This window comes from Ruegeria sp. YTSA135 (assembly GCF_059610165.1).
The window spans coordinates 1-14,715 of sequence record NZ_JBXWNC010000010.1 but is presented as its reverse complement, the minus strand read 5'-3'; the positions used below and the strand labels follow the sequence as shown (position 1 = coordinate 14,715).

At 57.3% G+C, this 14,715-nt stretch carries 21 protein-coding genes and 1 pseudogene; 14 read left to right on the top strand and 8 right to left on the bottom strand.

Features of this window, described 5'->3' with window-relative positions:
• Nucleotides 1–11: 11 nt before the first annotated feature.
• Together AC2FIT_RS14030 and AC2FIT_RS14025 are read right to left on the bottom strand one after the other, a co-directional pair.
• Nucleotides 12–626, bottom strand: coding sequence for a lytic transglycosylase domain-containing protein (locus tag AC2FIT_RS14030; protein WP_496830429.1), 615 nt, complete (start codon nucleotides 624–626; stop codon nucleotides 12–14).
• A 43-nt stretch (nucleotides 627–669) separates the two neighbouring features.
• Nucleotides 670–1,023: a hypothetical protein gene (locus tag AC2FIT_RS14025; protein WP_012187165.1), complete on the bottom strand. Its 354-nt coding sequence runs from the start codon at nucleotides 1,021–1,023 to the stop codon at nucleotides 670–672.
• A gap of 203 nt (nucleotides 1,024–1,226) precedes the next feature.
• Between AC2FIT_RS14025 and AC2FIT_RS14020 the strand changes: the two genes are divergently transcribed.
• The 4 genes and pseudogenes from AC2FIT_RS14020 (at nucleotide 1,227) to AC2FIT_RS14005 (ending at nucleotide 3,223) form a co-directional block, all read left to right on the top strand.
• On the top strand, nucleotides 1,227–1,487 hold the full coding sequence (locus AC2FIT_RS14020; RefSeq protein ID WP_496830645.1) for a hypothetical protein: 261 nt from the start codon (nucleotides 1,227–1,229) through the stop codon (nucleotides 1,485–1,487).
• Between the two features lie 124 nt (nucleotides 1,488–1,611).
• A complete protein-coding gene (locus AC2FIT_RS14015; RefSeq protein ID WP_496830426.1) occupies nucleotides 1,612–1,869 on the top strand; it encodes a helix-turn-helix domain-containing protein in 258 nt (85 codons plus the stop codon).
• A gap of 167 nt (nucleotides 1,870–2,036) precedes the next feature.
• Nucleotides 2,037–2,264, top strand: coding sequence for a hypothetical protein (locus tag AC2FIT_RS14010; RefSeq protein WP_496830425.1), 228 nt, complete (start codon nucleotides 2,037–2,039; stop codon nucleotides 2,262–2,264).
• A 327-nt stretch (nucleotides 2,265–2,591) separates the two neighbouring features.
• Nucleotides 2,592–3,223 (top strand): annotated as a pseudogene (locus AC2FIT_RS14005) (tyrosine-type recombinase/integrase).
• A 195-nt stretch (nucleotides 3,224–3,418) separates the two neighbouring features.
• Here AC2FIT_RS14005 and AC2FIT_RS14000 read toward each other — a convergent pair.
• Together AC2FIT_RS14000 and AC2FIT_RS13995 are read right to left on the bottom strand one after the other, a co-directional pair.
• On the bottom strand, nucleotides 3,419–4,099 hold the full coding sequence (locus AC2FIT_RS14000) for a hypothetical protein (RefSeq protein ID WP_496830423.1): 681 nt from the start codon (nucleotides 4,097–4,099) through the stop codon (nucleotides 3,419–3,421).
• A 152-nt stretch (nucleotides 4,100–4,251) separates the two neighbouring features.
• Entirely contained in the window at nucleotides 4,252–4,458 is a 207-nt protein-coding gene (locus tag AC2FIT_RS13995) for a cold-shock protein (protein WP_299971375.1), read from the bottom strand.
• 256 nt (nucleotides 4,459–4,714) lie between these two features.
• Between AC2FIT_RS13995 and AC2FIT_RS13990 the strand changes: the two genes are divergently transcribed.
• Nucleotides 4,715–4,840: a hypothetical protein gene (locus AC2FIT_RS13990; protein ID WP_496830420.1), complete on the top strand. Its 126-nt coding sequence runs from the start codon at nucleotides 4,715–4,717 to the stop codon at nucleotides 4,838–4,840.
• A gap of 63 nt (nucleotides 4,841–4,903) precedes the next feature.
• Here AC2FIT_RS13990 and AC2FIT_RS13985 read toward each other — a convergent pair whose 3' ends face one another.
• Nucleotides 4,904–5,140, bottom strand: coding sequence for a hypothetical protein (locus AC2FIT_RS13985; protein ID WP_496830418.1), 237 nt, complete (start codon nucleotides 5,138–5,140; stop codon nucleotides 4,904–4,906).
• Nucleotides 5,141–5,294: 154 nt separating this feature from the next.
• Here AC2FIT_RS13985 and AC2FIT_RS13980 point away from each other — a divergent pair, with 154 nt between their 5' ends.
• Nucleotides 5,295–6,026: a Crp/Fnr family transcriptional regulator gene (locus tag AC2FIT_RS13980; protein ID WP_496830416.1), complete on the top strand. Its 732-nt coding sequence runs from the start codon at nucleotides 5,295–5,297 to the stop codon at nucleotides 6,024–6,026.
• 60 nt (nucleotides 6,027–6,086) lie between these two features.
• Here the strand turns inward: AC2FIT_RS13980 and AC2FIT_RS13975 are convergent, their stop codons facing one another.
• Entirely contained in the window at nucleotides 6,087–6,287 is a 201-nt protein-coding gene (locus AC2FIT_RS13975; RefSeq protein WP_496830414.1) for a hypothetical protein, read from the bottom strand.
• 170 nt (nucleotides 6,288–6,457) lie between these two features.
• Complete coding sequence (locus AC2FIT_RS13970; protein WP_496830412.1) at nucleotides 6,458–6,874, bottom strand: hypothetical protein; 417 nt, start codon at nucleotides 6,872–6,874, stop codon at nucleotides 6,458–6,460.
• Between the two features lie 251 nt (nucleotides 6,875–7,125).
• Between AC2FIT_RS13970 and AC2FIT_RS13965 the strand changes: the two genes are divergently transcribed.
• The 8 genes from AC2FIT_RS13965 (at nucleotide 7,126) to AC2FIT_RS13930 (ending at nucleotide 13,074) form a co-directional block, all read left to right on the top strand.
• Complete coding sequence (locus AC2FIT_RS13965) at nucleotides 7,126–7,440, top strand: hypothetical protein (RefSeq protein WP_496830410.1); 315 nt, start codon at nucleotides 7,126–7,128, stop codon at nucleotides 7,438–7,440.
• Complete coding sequence (locus AC2FIT_RS13960) at nucleotides 7,437–7,790, top strand: hypothetical protein (RefSeq protein WP_496830408.1); 354 nt, start codon at nucleotides 7,437–7,439, stop codon at nucleotides 7,788–7,790. The genes AC2FIT_RS13965 and AC2FIT_RS13960 overlap by 4 nt, the downstream gene beginning before the upstream one ends.
• Nucleotides 7,791–7,950: 160 nt before the next feature.
• Nucleotides 7,951–8,631: a hypothetical protein gene (locus AC2FIT_RS13955; RefSeq protein WP_496830406.1), complete on the top strand. Its 681-nt coding sequence runs from the start codon at nucleotides 7,951–7,953 to the stop codon at nucleotides 8,629–8,631.
• Between the two features lie 89 nt (nucleotides 8,632–8,720).
• Nucleotides 8,721–9,920: an N-acetyltransferase DgcN family protein gene (locus tag AC2FIT_RS13950; RefSeq protein ID WP_496830404.1), complete on the top strand. Its 1,200-nt coding sequence runs from the start codon at nucleotides 8,721–8,723 to the stop codon at nucleotides 9,918–9,920.
• Nucleotides 9,917–11,038, top strand: coding sequence for an alanine/ornithine racemase family PLP-dependent enzyme (locus AC2FIT_RS13945; protein WP_496830402.1), 1,122 nt, complete (start codon nucleotides 9,917–9,919; stop codon nucleotides 11,036–11,038). The genes AC2FIT_RS13950 and AC2FIT_RS13945 overlap by 4 nt, the downstream gene beginning before the upstream one ends.
• A gap of 173 nt (nucleotides 11,039–11,211) precedes the next feature.
• Entirely contained in the window at nucleotides 11,212–11,349 is a 138-nt protein-coding gene (locus AC2FIT_RS13940; RefSeq protein WP_496830400.1) for a hypothetical protein, read from the top strand.
• A 71-nt stretch (nucleotides 11,350–11,420) separates the two neighbouring features.
• Entirely contained in the window at nucleotides 11,421–11,903 is a 483-nt protein-coding gene (locus AC2FIT_RS13935) for a hypothetical protein (RefSeq protein WP_496830398.1), read from the top strand.
• 304 nt (nucleotides 11,904–12,207) lie between these two features.
• A complete protein-coding gene (locus AC2FIT_RS13930; RefSeq protein ID WP_496830396.1) occupies nucleotides 12,208–13,074 on the top strand; it encodes a transglutaminase family protein in 867 nt (288 codons plus the stop codon).
• A 445-nt stretch (nucleotides 13,075–13,519) separates the two neighbouring features.
• Here AC2FIT_RS13930 and AC2FIT_RS13925 read toward each other — a convergent pair whose 3' ends face one another.
• Nucleotides 13,520–14,557, bottom strand: coding sequence for an IS110 family RNA-guided transposase (locus AC2FIT_RS13925; protein ID WP_496830394.1), 1,038 nt, complete (start codon nucleotides 14,555–14,557; stop codon nucleotides 13,520–13,522).
• Between the last annotated feature and the right edge of the window lie 158 nt (nucleotides 14,558–14,715).

The following is a 14,715-nucleotide window of genomic DNA, read 5'->3' as shown; positions in this document are numbered from 1 at the left end:
AGTTTGGGACATCATGAATTTGATCCTTCCAATCGGGCAACGACGGCCATGACACGGGCGACGTGGTTCTGGGTTTCTCGGTAGGGGGGAATGCCGCCATACTGGCGGACCGCATCCGGTCCGGCGTTGTAAGCTGCAAGGGCAAGACGCGGATCGCCGAACGTCTCCAGCATCATCGCAAGATAGCGGGCGGAGCCGTCGAGGTTCTGGAGGGGATCACGTGGGTCGACGCCGAGATCGCGCGCCGTCGCGGGCATCAATTGCCCGAGACCGATGGCGCCTGCGCTCGAGACCGCATCCTGCCGATAGGCGCTCTCGACTTCGATATTGGCACGGTAGAGGGTCAGCCAATCGCGAACCGAAAGTTCTGTGCGGCGCAGCCCGGGATGACTGGCGTAACGAAGGGCGGTGGCCTCGATGGCCGCCAGAACATCGGCGCGGGGCAGGGGCGCAGGCCGCGAGAGGGCTGCCAATTGGATCTCTTCTGACCCAAGTTCAGTCTCACCGAGGATCGCCAGCTCATCAGCAGCAGACCCCTGTCCGATGCCGTCATTGTAATTGCGGGCAAAGCTGTCCTGAGAGCGAGACGCAGTCAGAGAGCCATCGCTCTCCATGACCAGTACCATCTGCGCAGTTGCGGGACCCGCGAGATACCAGAAAAGGAGAAGGCTACTTGCTGCCGCCCTTGTCGGTTGCAGCCAGCTTGTGCGTCGTCCGCTGGCCTTCTTCGAGCGGGACATCGGCATGGGAGAAGCCGATCCCGATAAGGAAAGACACCACGCCCGTGATGGTCTTGAACTCGCGGATCTTGATGTCGTTATAGGTCGTCCGGGTGCGGGCAGTGACCAGCAGCTTTTCCACGCCCTCGTCGGAGACGACACGCATGATCCAGACCCCGTAGTAACTGGGGCCCTTCTTGTGTGCCGACTCCTGGCACAGGATTTCAGCGCTATAGCCACTTTCCACGAGTTCGCGGAAACGTGCTTCCGTAACCACATTTGGTGCTTCGATGTCCCAGTTCATGGCCCGGCTCACGCTTTCTTCAAACACGCAACAACCGGGCATTCCCACTTGAAGCCCAGAGTTACGATAGTATACTATTAACCGCAAGATATAATGCGGCAGATACGGCTGTATCTCGGTTACTCAAACTCTAGGCACGGCCATTGGCGTCTATCAAGGAAAATAGGGGTTTCAGAAACCTGCGGTTGAGCCGATGGGTGAAGATGCAGGCTGTGGCCTTGCTGATGCTCGCTGCGGTCGCAAGTCAGGCGGAAACCTGTCTCGCCCCGGTCCGGCCTTTCGTCCCAAGCGATTCGCAAGCGGCCAAAGACTATGCCGATATCATCCGACGGGACTTCGAGGTCTACATTACGGACATTCAGGACTACTTTCGCTGCCTCGAGCAGGAGCGTGCGCGCGCCTTCGAGGAAGCGCGCGAAGTCAGTCAGGACTACGGTCGGTTTCTGGAGCTAGTGGGGGATTGATGGGCGATTGGGTGTGCATCAAGCCTGCACCCGACGGAAACCAGACGCCGATAACACCCTCAAATATCTACTTTTTAGATAACAGATTTCATCCGCTAGCGACGTCACAAAAGGTATGTGACGCGTGGCGAAAACAATCAGAAGCAAAGGTCAGGAGGCTCTGTGCCAGGCGTTGGTCGACGCCCGGAATAAAGCAGGACTCAGCCAGAAAGAACTGGCAGTCAAACTCAGGCATCACCAATCGTTCGTTGCCCGTGTCGAAAGCGGAGAGCGCCGAATTGACGTCGTTGAGCTTATCCAATTGTCGCGTGCCGTCGGATTTGACCCCTTCGAGGTATTGGCGATCGTCGAAGCCGCCACGGAGCCCGACCACAAGATTTGAAAGCAATGTCATTTTGGAACGCACCGCTTTGTGTGTCCCCATGTGAAATGAACTCCTCAACAAAGAGCAGTTAGCCAACATCCCCCAAGCGCGGCATGCGGTGCAGGCGAGCACCGCAGCTCGTCGCGCTGCAAAATCAGAGCCACAGTGCAGGAAGTCAGTAAACAGTGAACGATGATAAAGGTGAGGGCGTCGCGATCGCCAATCTGATCGGGACCGATGGGTGCAGTATAGTTGGTTGGGTTTATTGCTGGACCACAGGCGCGCATGCGGTGATGTGGGACGTCCATGGGCCTAAGCCGGTATCGGAAATTCGGCCGGATCTGACTGAGGAACAAAAGCAGGAAATCGACTTCGATGATTTGAAACGGATCGGAATCGGCGAAGGCGGATAGGCTCCTCAGCTAGCCGCCAGTTCATGTTTAATGGATAGGGTCCGCCGGCATACCGGACATTGGGGCCGCGCGGCGAATGCGGACTCTGAGCCCACAGCAGAAGTCTTGATCCCTCGCTGCGCGCGCTCGCAGCACGGAAATTGCTGCAAGCGCTTAGATTTCAGCGCGGCAAGGCAGCAGTGAATTCGGCCATTCATTCGGGCTGCTACAAAGTTTGGAGTACAAACCCGCTGGTGGCAGGCCAAATTCAATCAGGTTTGCAAGTAGCATTCCAACGTCAGCGCGGTGCTGATGCTTGGGTTTGGAGGGCGGCAAGGAGGGCAAATCATGCCTCGAGTCCAACTTCCTGCTGTCACCCCGAAACGTAAAGCCTGGAACAAGGGGCGGATCGTCGGCCAGAAGCGACCGCTGCTACCAAAACAGGTTTGGGCCATCCGAGCGCGACTGGAACTGGCGAACAACCTTCGCGATCTGGCGCTATTTAACGTTGCCATCGACAGCAAGCATGTGGATGTGATCTGGTTAGACTATCCGTGGTCGATCTGGTCAAAGAGGATCGTGTCCGAGAACGGGTTTCAGTTATCCAGAGCAAAACCAAGCGGCCTGTTCAGTTTGAACTGACGGAAAACACAAGAGAAACTGTCCTGGCTTGGGTCAAATCACCTGAGATGCTGGCTTGCTCGTTTATGTTTCCCAGCCGCTTCCACGATCGCCCGCACATTTCAACCCGTCAATATGGCCGGTTGGTGCACGATTGGGTGTCGGCGATTGGTCTGGAACCGAGCGGATACGGAACGCATTCGCTGCGCAGAACAAAGGCTGCTGAGATCTACCGGAAAACAGGCAACCTGCGCGCGGTTCAACTCTTGCTCGGTCATACGAAGGTCGATAGCACAGTGCGCTACTTGGGAGTTGAACTCGAAGATGCGCTTAGTATCGCCGAGAGTATTGACCTCTAGACACTAGGAGTGCGGCTGGTGCCGTCCGTCTTTGCGGGCCGACCTGCCGCACGCAGCGCGATTGACGCATAGCTACCAACGCCGCCAAACGTCCTCTTGATGTCCGAACGCATCGGTATTTCTGGACAAACTCTGGTTCGACTAGATTGGCAATAACCCGCATTGGCCAAACACTTGGATATCTAACCCATTGAATTACATAACTTTACGGATGGCGGCGCAAAGCTCGGGGTGCATTATCCAGCTCTCAGGCTTCTCGTCATGTTCGGAGACATCTCGATACCCAATGAGCGCGCTTCCATCCGAGCCAATAGAAGGCCGTAAGGAACCTGTTCCCGAAGACAGATAGCTCGCAACCATACGGCCCACGCTGGCGAGCGCTCTGTTAGCCGAGGTCGTGGACTTGTAATTGCCAGCATCTGCAACCTTAGCCTCTGCCAACCCGCCCGCTTCCACCAGCGACAACGCCATCAACATGGCGCGCTGAGGACGCGTCAGGTTTACAGAATGGAGCGCTTCCACGTATTCGTCGGATGTTGGTACCTGCGTCCCTCTGCGAGGATCTGTTCTGCGGTCTTCGGCCCTGCGGACTTCGCGCGCATCGATGGCGGAATGCAATGCGATGATCGCGGCTTCTTCGGTCTCACCCGTCGCCTCGGCAATCAAGCCGCGCGCCTTCGTGGGTGGCTTGGGAAAGGCGCGAGCGCCGTATGCGCCGGCGAGACGACCGGACTTGATCTGATATCTGCCATACTCGCCCACGCGGATCGACATAGCGGCTTCTTTCCTGGTCTCCTTGGCCTTCGATTTCTTCGACATACCCTTGAAGACGTCACGTCCCGCATCTGATCTGTTTGGAGCTGTGTAATCTGGCATCAGGCTGGTCTCCTGTGATGAGCAATTCGTAGTGCCGGTTCGGCGGATACCAATCAGGGCAAAGGAACTGCTGCGTTAGGCAGCGGAAGAAGATTCAAAAACAAATGGCCGTCTGTCGAAGGGCGCTCCTTAAGAGCGCCCATTTGCAAAGATCAGGCGAGCGCGATGTTGGTTGCGCTTTCACGGCCGTCGCGGCCGGCCTCCACATCGAAGGTCACCTTCTGATCGTCGTTCAGGGTGGTCATCCCCGACTTCTCGAGTGCGGAGATGTGCAGAAACACATCCTTTCCGCCAGTCTCAGGTGCAATAAAGCCGAAGCCTTTTGTGCCGTTGAACCATTTCACTGTGCCATTGGCCATGTGAATTTTCCTTATTTGATCGCTGCCCACAATATGCGGCAGCCCGGCTTCTCACGACAGTGTCGAGCGCTGCGAGCCGGTAAAGGAAAACAGGGGTTCGAATGTAGGTCAGTAGCATAACAAACTTGGTAGCTCCCCAAGAGTGTTACAAGGTGCACGCGGTGCTTTGGCCGATGTTTCCTTTGCCAAGAGAGCATCGATCCCCTACAGCTCACAAGCTGCTGGATACCCTGGCAGTCAGAAAAGGAAAGCCAGAATGTCGTTCAACGACTTGGCGAAGAAAGAGGCCACCGACAAAAAGGCCTCGCAAGAAAAAGATACGAAATCGCAGACTGCAACCGAACAACCCCCTGACTCAAAGACCGAATCGACTGATCCGTAGATGGGTTGAGAGGTGCGACTAAACAAATAGGCTTCGCTCATGTTCAGCGTATGAGGGTTGACGCTACGGGCGCCGCGAAAGGTTGCCGCCAACGATGATATCGTTGATCAGTTTTGCGGTTGCCATATGCATTTTTTGTTCGGTTTCTGGACCTCTGGCATTCTCGTGGGTCGCTGCCGCATCCCGAAGAATCCCTACAATCTCGCGTTCCGGCAGCAGTTTGCGATCTTGCAGGGCAAGTAGGAGGGCCTCGCAAATCGAGAAGGCGGCCATCCCTGAAGGGTCTCGTTGATCCGACATTAGGGACAATCCTCTTCCTTTCTTGCCTCGCGACCAGGCGAGGTCGTGATAGTATTGACCAACATCTCAATAAGTTCGGTAGTCCGTACTGATCGAAAGCAGTCTCAGCGCCGATTTCTTTCGGGAATATGCGCCGGTTCGGAAAGGACCGATAGTGAACGTCAAAGCCAGCCCACTTACCCAAAAGCTCTCTGCGTTCGTTGCTCTTTCGGAGACGGAACTGGTCGTTCTGGAGCGCTTGCATCAGCGGAGGAAATCCTTCGCGGCAGGACGCGACTTGGTTCATCAAGGCCAATCCGAACAGGCGGCATACATTCTGGCGGCGGGCTGGGTCGTCTCTTACAAAATCCAACCTGACGGATCGCGCCAGATCGTTGATTTCCAGATACCAGGCGATTTTCTGGGGTTGCGCAGCGTCCTTTTACACACATCCGATCATGGGATTGAGCCAATCGTCGATATCGAAGCTGCAGAAGTTCTGGTGAGCGATCTTCTGCAGGCCTTCGCCGAAACGCCACGTCTCGCAACCGCCATTCTCTGGGCCGTATCGCGTGACGAAGCCATGGTTGTCGAACATCTGGTTGGGCTCGGACGGCGCGATGCAGATGCGCGCATGGCGCATTTCCTGCTGGAGCTTGGCGTAAGGCTGTCACTCGTCGGTATGGGGAGCAGGGAAGGCTATGCCTGTCCGCTCACACAGTATCATCTGGCAGACGCGTTGGGGTTAAGTGCCATCCACGTCAACCGCGTCCTTCGTAAGCTCCGCGAACGCGGGCTCGTCACGTTTCAGGGCGGACTAGTAATCTTCGATGACTACGAGGGGCTGGTTGCACTGGCGGATTTCGATCCGGCCTATCTAGATCAGTCACGACCTTTGTTACCGTGAAACGGCCGCCCTCAGTATGGCTTTGGGCGGCCCTGCAACCTTTTCACAGGCATACCGACATTACATCAATGCGCGGCTTGCCTGCTTGAGTTCGTTGTGTGCCTCTTCGTCGTTTTCAGCTTCATGCGCCTTCTCGGCCGCTTGATAATGCTTGAGAGCGGTCGCTTTCTTGGGGCCTTCGGGTGCATTGTCCCAGGCAGCCTTGACGGAGGCCATGTGTTTCACGGTCTGGTTTTCCGCGGTTTGGTCTTCTTCATTCATGGGAATGTCCTTTCCTGGACAGTCCGAGAAACAAGAGGCGCAAAATGCACGCAGTTCTTTTGAGGGACTGCATGTGTCCCGCGCCTCTGAGATACTCGGAAAATACCACCATGACTTGCGGTGGACAGGATCACCTATCCGGATTCTCTGCGTCCTCGCACTGACGCAGGTTAGCCCGTCTGAGCCAGATAGAAGAACCACGTTAGAACTGCGACTCCAACGAGGGCCATCGTTGTCCAGGAGATCGATAGTTTCGGAAAAACGCTGGTGCCTGCTTCGAGTGGTTTCGAAACGCGAAGCGGTGCGCGCTTAGGCAGCAATGAAACCAGCTTTTCCGCTCTGCTCTCACTTGCCAGCGCCAGTGCCGGAATGTCGGTAATCGCTTCAAAATGCGTCGTCAGTCGTACGTGCGCGTCCTCCCGGCCCAGACGTGAAAGCTCACCCGCTTCGGTCCAAGGCTCGAGGTCAAGGCGCGCAAGCGCTGACAAGACCGTAACGGCTGCACCGGTTCTGTCCTCACCCACTTCCGCGAAGAGGAAGGCATCGAAGTCGCTGCCATCCGGGTGGAGAACGTCTGAGGCGGACATGGGTTTCCTTTCTGCGTGCGACGGATGCGAAGACTTGGAAGACTTGCACGCAGGTGTCTGAAGCCGCGGGACGGCTTTGCCTCTCACCCTGACAGCAAAGAAGCCGACGGGGGCTAACCTCGATCAGCATAGCACCCCGAAAGTTCGGATATTGTGCACTCAACTGCCTTGCTGCGACGAGGCGTTCCTTTCGACGCGGGCCACAATGGCGGCTGCGGAAAGTTCAACACTCTATTCAATGGAGACCCGGGATGCTCACGCGTTCGACCAGATCAATGGTGACGTTTGCCAACGACTTCATGATTGGCGACAGCCAGCGGGAGCTTCCGCCCGGTACATATGAAATCCTTTTCGAAGAAGAGCTTCTGCAAGGCCTCAGCTTCGAGGCTTACCGGCGCAGCGCGACATACTTGATGGTCCGGGGGCGAGGGAGCAATGCGGGTCAAACGACAATGCAAGTGATCACACAGGAGGATCTTGAACATGCCATTGCATGTGATCGGGCCTTCTCCGAAACCACCAATGACAGCGAAGCGGCGCTTTCCCCGCAGGAGGACACGACATGACGACACCTGAATGGCTGAAACCCGGAATCTACGGCGCACTGATTGGCGCGGTATTCGTCGGCATTTTTGGATTCTCCTGGGGAGGTTGGATGACAGGGTCTAGTGCGGAGAAGATGGCAAGCGAGATGGCGGAGGACAGAGTCATCGCGGCGCTCGTGCCCTTCTGCATCGACATGTCCCGCACCGACAATGAACGCATTGCAAAGCTCGCCACAATCCGTGAGGCATCATCGTTCAAGCGGCGCGACGCTGTCATGGAAACAGGCTGGGCGACCATGCCCGGATCAGATGGTCCAAACCGCGATCTGGCGCAGGCATGCATCGAAGGTCTCGAGCTTGATGCATCGTAGTGGTCTCAAGCTGGCGCCTCTTTCATCTAAGGGCATCGCAGACGTGCTTGCAATGGTGTCGTCCCGCTCTGCAAAGGCCTCCGCGGAACTCCTCGCGCTCGCATTCGTCGCGCTCATCGCAATCGGATCGCCGTCTTTCGCCCAATCTCAGGCGGCCCCGATGCCCACGAATGCGCAGCCCAAAAGCTATGGCGAGGGATGGGAGTGTGATCGTGGGTACCGGCGTGACGGCGATGCCTGCCTTGTCATCATCGTTCCGGAGAACGCCTATACGACGAACCGAACCCATGGCGCAGGCTGGGAGTGTCTGCACGGGTACCAGGAGGTCAATGAGGTGAATTGTCTTGAGGTCTTCGTGCCAGATGGCGGATACCTCGACCCGTCGGGAAAGAGCTGGAGCTGCCTTCGTGGCTACATGAAGGTTGACGATCTCTGTTTGGAAGTCGTTTTGCCGCCGAACGCGTATCTGGCAGACAATGTACATGGGTCTGTCTGGTTATGCGGTCGAGGTTACGAGATCGAAGGCGACACTTGCGTCGCGATTGCGGTTCCGGAAAACGCCTTTCTGAACGGATCCAGCTATGGGCGGCCATGGACCTGCGATCGGGGATACTCCGAGCGTGACGGGACCTGCGAGGCCGTGATCGTTCCGGAAAATGCCCATTTAGACGACGCGAGCTATGGCCCGGGCTGGAAGTGTAATCGCGGCTTTGCAGAGTCCAACGACAGCTGCAAAGAGATCGACCTTCCCGACAATGCGCATCTCGACAGATCGGGAAACCGATGGGAATGCCACCGGAATTTTCAGCGATCGCGAGAGGGCTGCGTCCTGAACGACTAGCGCCTGCGATCTGGAAAAAAGCGCGACCCACGAACGCGAACAGGTCATCCAATCGGAGGCACACAGAGCCACGTGAAAAAGGAAAAATCATGGAATCGAACACTGCAGAAAAGCCGACGACACGGCTTTCGATCATGGGTCCGCAAGCCCCACCTGACCGACCCAAAATTCATCCACCTCGTTCTGCGAATTCCGTTAGCACATATGCACCAACCGCAGTTGTCTACTGCGAGGCGAACTTCGGACAGATCGATGGCAAGACCGCAAACGGGCTTGTCCGTCACAGCCAAGCTTACCGCCTACTTTCGGTCATAGACAGCAGACTTGAAGGACGCGACAGCGGGCAGGTGCTGGACAATGTGATTAATGGCATCCCCATCGTTGAAGATCTCGAGTCTGCGGTTACGCGTGAAGTGTATATCCCTGACACTTTGATCTATGGGATGGCCCCCTCTACAGGGAAGATGTCACCTACAGATCGAGAGGTCGTGCTGGATGCAATCGCGTTCGGCATGAACATTGTCAGCGGTCTGCACGAATACCTAGGGGATGATCCGGATATTTCATCGGCTGCCGAGGCGGCCAAGGTAACGATCCGCGATATTCGCAAGCCCCGACCCAGCAAGGATATGCGTCTGTTTGACGGTAGCGTCGCACGGGTGAAGGCGGTCCGCATCGCTGTGCTGGGGACCGATTGTGCAATCGGCAAGCGCACGACGGCGACCGTGTTGGCAAAGGCCCTGAACGCCCGTGGCATCAAGACGTTCCTTGTGGGCACTGGTCAAACCGGACTGATGCAGGGTGCCAAATATGGTATCGCGATGGACGCCGTACCACCTCAGTTTTGCTGCGGGGAACTTGAGCGTGTGATTGTCGCGGCTTCCGAGGGCGAAGACCCGGACGTCATCCTGATCGAAGGACAGGGGGCGCTCAGCCATCCAGCCTTTTGCACATCGGCGTTCATTCTGCGCGGCAGCCAACCGCAGGCCGTCATTCTTCAACATGCGCCCAAGCGTGCTCACCGCTGCGACTTTCCCACCATGCCGATGCCCGAGCCGAAAAGCGAAATTGCCCTCATCGAAGCTTTTGCTGACACAAGAGTGATTGGTATCACTATCAATCACGAGGCGATGACGGGCGCCGAGGTCGGGAATGCAATCGAAAGTCTTTCGCGCGATCTCGGCGTTCCGGTGACGGACGCACTGACCCGGCCGGGGGCGCAATTGGCCGACATGGTAATGGCTGCCTTTCCGCAGTTACGGCCCGTGCCTCTCGTGGCAGCGGAATGACTTCGCCGCGTGTGGAAATTGATCTGGGCAAGATCCAGGCAAACGCGCGATGTCTCGTCCGTCGTCTTGGCTCCCGTGGCATCTCTGTCATCGGTGTGACCAAGGCCGTCTGCGGGCATCCGGACGTAGCCAGGGCCATGGTGGACGGCGGCGTTGCCGGTCTGGCCGACGCACGCATCAAAAACGTCTTTCGGATGCGGATGGCGGGGATCATGTGCCCGATTTCGATGATCCGCGCTCCGCTGGTGAGTGAGATGGAAGACGTCATTGAGAATTGTGATGCGAGTTACAACACAGAGATGGACACAATCCTGAAGCTTGGCGCAGCCGCAAAGGAACGGGGCACCTCGCACGATGTCATCCTGATGGTTGAAATGGGGGATATGCGTGAAGGCATTTTGCCCGAGAACCTCGATGATTTCGCCACTCGGGTCATCGCAACACCCGGTGTTGCGCTCAAAGGCATCGCTGCAAATTTCGCCTGCATGGACAACGTGGCACCGACGGCCGGTGACATGGCCATGCTCTCGCGACTGGCCGACCAAATCGAAGGCGCTTGCGGACCTTTTGTCGAGCTTGTTTCAGGAGGTGGCTCGGCCAATTTGTCATGGGCGCTTGGCGAAGGTTCAACCGGGCGGGTCAACAACCTGCGCTTGGGTGAGGCGATCCTGTTGGGCACCGACCCCGTGACAGGGCATCCGATCTCTGGCCTTCATACTGATGCCTTTGCCCTTTTTGCCGAGGTGATCGAAACAAGGCTCAAACCAAGCTCAATACCACCTGCGTCAATTGCTCCGGAGCTTGGGATGCTCAAATTGGTTCAGAGTGATGACCTCCAAGCCCGAACAGTCCTTGCTGTCGGGCAGCAGGACACCGACACAAGCGGCCTTACGTTTCCCTCAGGAATTATGTTCATCGGCGCGACAAGCGACCACACCGTTGTCGACACAGCCAAATCCACCGTGCCCGTTGGCTCCGAGATGAAAATGGGGATGAATTACAGTGCCCTTATGCGGGCGATGAGCGCCCCAGATGTCGCAAAGACCGTTCATGGCAAGCAAAAGATGAACGGAAGTTCGAGCGACTGCGAGACCCGACCCTACCTAACGCTGGTATGACGCCCAGATGACCGACCGCGGGAACTACGAAAGTCATATCTCGTAGACTTGTCCGACATCGCGCCATCGTAATAGGGCCGGTCAATACACATGTACATGTAAGCCGCATTCGAGAATTCGAGCCTGATTGAGGCCCGGAAATTCCAGCGGAAAACCCAAAAAGGATGAAACTCATGTCTTTCAAAGACCTGACGACCAGAGCTGCTGCCTTACTGAAATCCAAACCTATGGAACCGTTGGAAAAAGAACCGGCAATCAAGGCGCCGGACACTGCTTCGAAACCGGGTTCCACGGGTCCGAAGAAAACCTGAAGCATGCACCGCAAGGGGCTGGTTTTGCTCCATGCCGTGGAGCAGCAACTAAATTGAAAGGATCAAATGCAATGGACGACCAAACCTCCAAGACATTCGCGGTTTTTGACCGGCCTTTCAATCTTCCCGGCTTCGACGAAACGCTTCCTGCCGGCGAGTATGATATCGAGACAGAGCTCGCCTCACCTCCCGATCACAAGGATCCCGTAGCCTGGAAGGCCTCAGTCGTGGTCCATCTGCATCCACGCCTGTCCCATCCGGGATTGACGCGAAGTCTGTCCGTGTCGCTAGCCGACCTCGACCTTGCCCGTGCGAGAGACAAACTGTCCGGCAAGGACCTCTCGCAGGTCTTTCTCGTCGAGATGCTTGCCGATCCGATGGTGCAACTGGTCATGCAGGCAGAGGGGTTTCGGAGGCGCAACAGCGCCATCTCTACTCGGGAACGCGAACGATACAGACAGACAAGGATGTGCTCGATCCCGAAACCGGAACCGAACCGATGCCATTGCAGGACCGTTCGGACATTCATGACGCCGAAAACGAAGGGATGTTGAGAAGGACGCGCATGCCATCTGTTTCCGAATGACGTCGAAGGCGCAACTTCACAGGTCAGATGCACGCGAGGATCCAATGCGATCACCAATGGAAGATACTCTTATGGATCACCCCAGCCGCGCGCTTGGAGATGTGCCGAAGCTGCGATTCTGCTTGCGTTGTCATGCTTCGTTTTGGAGCGAGGGGTTCGGCCAGCGCATCTGTGCAAGGTGCAAAGGTACGACAGCATGGCGCGCGGCAGTGCCCGAAGGCGTCAGCAAAGGTCGGTCTCGCTCCGGCCGTCGGTCGAGTTAGGTCTGCTGCATGCCGACGATCACGATCGCACACACGACCACCTATCGCTATCGCACCGCCGTGGTCCTTGGACCGCACAGGCTGATGTTGCGTCCTCGTGAAACGCGGGACCTTACATTGACGGCTTTCGATCTTGAGATCACGCCGACGGCCCGCATCGACTGGTCCCACGATGTCGCCGGAAACGCCATCGCTATCGCCAACTTCGATGTCGCAACGGAGACGATTTCGATCCGGTCGCACACAACCGCCATCCTGAACGCGCCAGACTGGCCCGTCTTCCCGATTGCTGCCTCTGCGACGTCCTACCCGTTCCTCTACTCCACCGAAGACTGGACAGATATCGGGGCGCTTTCTGCGCCACAATACCAAGACGACGCAGGGCGCTTGTCAAACTGGGTCGAACAATTCGTGATGCACAGGCCAACGGATACCCTGTCGCTCCTGAAGGACGTCAGCAATGGCATCACAGCGCAGATCACATATGAGATCCGCGAGAGCGAAGGCACGCAAGGACCACTCGAAACTCTCGACCGGGGCTGTGGCTCGTGTCGCGACTTTGCGGTCCTCTTTGCCGAGGCTATCCGAACGCTGGGTTTCGGGGCGCGTCTGGTGTCCGGCTATCTTTACGACCCCAGTAATGACCGGCTCGGATCTGCGGGCTCGGGCTCTACACATGCATGGGTCGAAGTCTTCGTTCCCGGGGCCGGTTGGATCCCGTTCGACCCAACGAACAGGTCGGTGGGGTCGGCCAACCTGATTCCGGTGGCCGTTGCACGGAACATATCACAGGTCGCTCCGGTAACCGGCAGCTTCCAGGGAGAAGATACCGATCTCCTCGCAATGGAGGTGGTTGTGCGTGTCGACGATCAGTGATTACGCCGATGTGAAACTGGACGTCCATTCGCCGACTATCATGCGGTGTTCGGACGGTTTATCCGGGTGCCCTATTTGGCAGGGCAAAAGACCGCTTCGGCGAAAATGGCTGCAGCGCGGCGAAACGTATGTCGCAGATGTGAGCGGTTTCTGCGTCAGCGAAAGCTGCAAGAGAATAAGTCCGCTTCTCTAATCGGGCGTTTGGGTCAAGTTCATTTCATCGTTTTGCTTCCGTCCTTTGGGATCGTAGTCCTTCATCCGGGTCACGCTTCTCTTCGCAGTCATTGTTGGCCCGGTTCGGTTGGACCGCTGCATGCATGTGTCGGAATGGACGTAGAGCGCCCCGCTTCGTCTCGCGCTTGGATTGTCGCAGCAGACATATTCGGCGTCATCTACAGGCCTCGTCCGGTGAGGGACGATCCCGTCAGTTATCTTTGGAAGGCTGTCAGGTCATGGCGGCCTCCAAAGGTCTGTGACGGAACTCGGTGTTATCCGCCCACATGCGGTGCATGATGACGGCCAGTTTGCGGGCGACGGCTACAACGGCCCGACGACGCCCCTTGCGGCGCATCAGCCGAAGACCCCAGCTCTTGATGTCGGAACTGGCGACGGATCGCATCATCATCGCGTTGGCCGCCGCATAGAGCGTGGCGCGCACATCTCGATCGCCAGCCTTCGAGATGCGGCCAGGATTGTCAGTTTCCCCCGACTGATATCGTCGCGGCGTCAATCCAAAGTGCGCAGCAACTGTCCGAGAGCTGGTGAACCGCGCCGGATCATCGACCGCTGCCCGGAACGTGAGTGCTGCAATCGGCCCGACGCCGGGGATTGCCATGAAGCGCAGGCAGATTGCGTCGTGACTAGCCGCTTGCTTCACGCGCCTGTCCAACTCGCGGTAGGTCCTATAGAGCATCGCGCGCGCGTCCAAGAGCGGCAGCAAAGCGCGAGACAGATCCGGATCGGCTTCGATCAACGGCCTGACGCGTTCGTCGAAAGACCCCTGATCAACGCGGGGCGGAAGGCGCAAACCAAACACTCGGAACAAGCCGCGCACTTCGTTGGCCAGATCGATGCACTTCTTCTGAACGGCTTTACGGCTGCTCAGCAGCGCCCGGTAGGCATGCGCTTCCCGGCTCTTGATGAAGACCTTGCTGAACCACCCGGACCGCAGCACTTGAGCGATGCCACGGGCGTCCGTCTTGTCGGTCTTATTCCGCATCGCAGAGAGCGCCGCATTCACCTGGCGCGCCTCCATGCAAACGACATCGAAGCCTGCCTTGCGGAGTCCGATGTAGAGATGCTGGCTCATCGCGCCAGACTCAAAGCCGATCCGGCAGAGGCCTTGCGGCACATCGCGCAGGCAGGCCGCGATATCCTCAATCTCGCAAGCCACAGCACGTTCAAACACGTGCTTGCCATCACCATCAATCACGCAGACAGCCACTGACCGCAGCGACACGTCTAATCCCACAAAGTAATTCATCTCGTTCTCCTCAGATTGCAGCAACTGCTGCAACTCTATCGAGAACCCGACCCATCCATCAGGCCAGCCCGATTACCCATGCTTCGTCCCGCTCAGCTGACCTTGGCATCAAAAGCAGCGAACGACCGGTGATTGAGTAGCCCCGAGCACTTCGGCCG

Coding starts and splice junctions, on each gene's coding strand:
- AC2FIT_RS13930 (WP_496830396.1), top strand. CDS start 12,208: ATGCCGACGATCACGATCGCACACACGACCACCTATCGCTATCGCACC.
- AC2FIT_RS13945 (WP_496830402.1), top strand. CDS start 9,917: ATGACTTCGCCGCGTGTGGAAATTGATCTGGGCAAGATCCAGGCAAAC.
- AC2FIT_RS13955 (WP_496830406.1), top strand. CDS start 7,951: ATGCCCACGAATGCGCAGCCCAAAAGCTATGGCGAGGGATGGGAGTGT.
- AC2FIT_RS14030 (WP_496830429.1), bottom strand. CDS start 626: ATGGTACTGGTCATGGAGAGCGATGGCTCTCTGACTGCGTCTCGCTCT.
- AC2FIT_RS14025 (WP_012187165.1), bottom strand. CDS start 1,023: ATGAACTGGGACATCGAAGCACCAAATGTGGTTACGGAAGCACGTTTC.
- AC2FIT_RS13950 (WP_496830404.1), top strand. CDS start 8,721: ATGGAATCGAACACTGCAGAAAAGCCGACGACACGGCTTTCGATCATG.
- AC2FIT_RS13935 (WP_496830398.1), top strand. CDS start 11,421: ATGGACGACCAAACCTCCAAGACATTCGCGGTTTTTGACCGGCCTTTC.
- AC2FIT_RS13970 (WP_496830412.1), bottom strand. CDS start 6,874: ATGTCCGCCTCAGACGTTCTCCACCCGGATGGCAGCGACTTCGATGCC.
- AC2FIT_RS13925 (WP_496830394.1), bottom strand. CDS start 14,557: ATGAATTACTTTGTGGGATTAGACGTGTCGCTGCGGTCAGTGGCTGTC.
- AC2FIT_RS13995 (WP_299971375.1), bottom strand. CDS start 4,458: ATGGCCAATGGCACAGTGAAATGGTTCAACGGCACAAAAGGCTTCGGC.
- AC2FIT_RS14000 (WP_496830423.1), bottom strand. CDS start 4,099: ATGCCAGATTACACAGCTCCAAACAGATCAGATGCGGGACGTGACGTC.
- AC2FIT_RS13960 (WP_496830408.1), top strand. CDS start 7,437: ATGACGACACCTGAATGGCTGAAACCCGGAATCTACGGCGCACTGATT.
- AC2FIT_RS14020 (WP_496830645.1), top strand. CDS start 1,227: ATGCAGGCTGTGGCCTTGCTGATGCTCGCTGCGGTCGCAAGTCAGGCG.
- AC2FIT_RS13965 (WP_496830410.1), top strand. CDS start 7,126: ATGCTCACGCGTTCGACCAGATCAATGGTGACGTTTGCCAACGACTTC.
- AC2FIT_RS13990 (WP_496830420.1), top strand. CDS start 4,715: ATGTCGTTCAACGACTTGGCGAAGAAAGAGGCCACCGACAAAAAGGCC.
- AC2FIT_RS13985 (WP_496830418.1), bottom strand. CDS start 5,140: ATGTCGGATCAACGAGACCCTTCAGGGATGGCCGCCTTCTCGATTTGC.
- AC2FIT_RS13975 (WP_496830414.1), bottom strand. CDS start 6,287: ATGAATGAAGAAGACCAAACCGCGGAAAACCAGACCGTGAAACACATG.
- AC2FIT_RS13940 (WP_496830400.1), top strand. CDS start 11,212: ATGTCTTTCAAAGACCTGACGACCAGAGCTGCTGCCTTACTGAAATCC.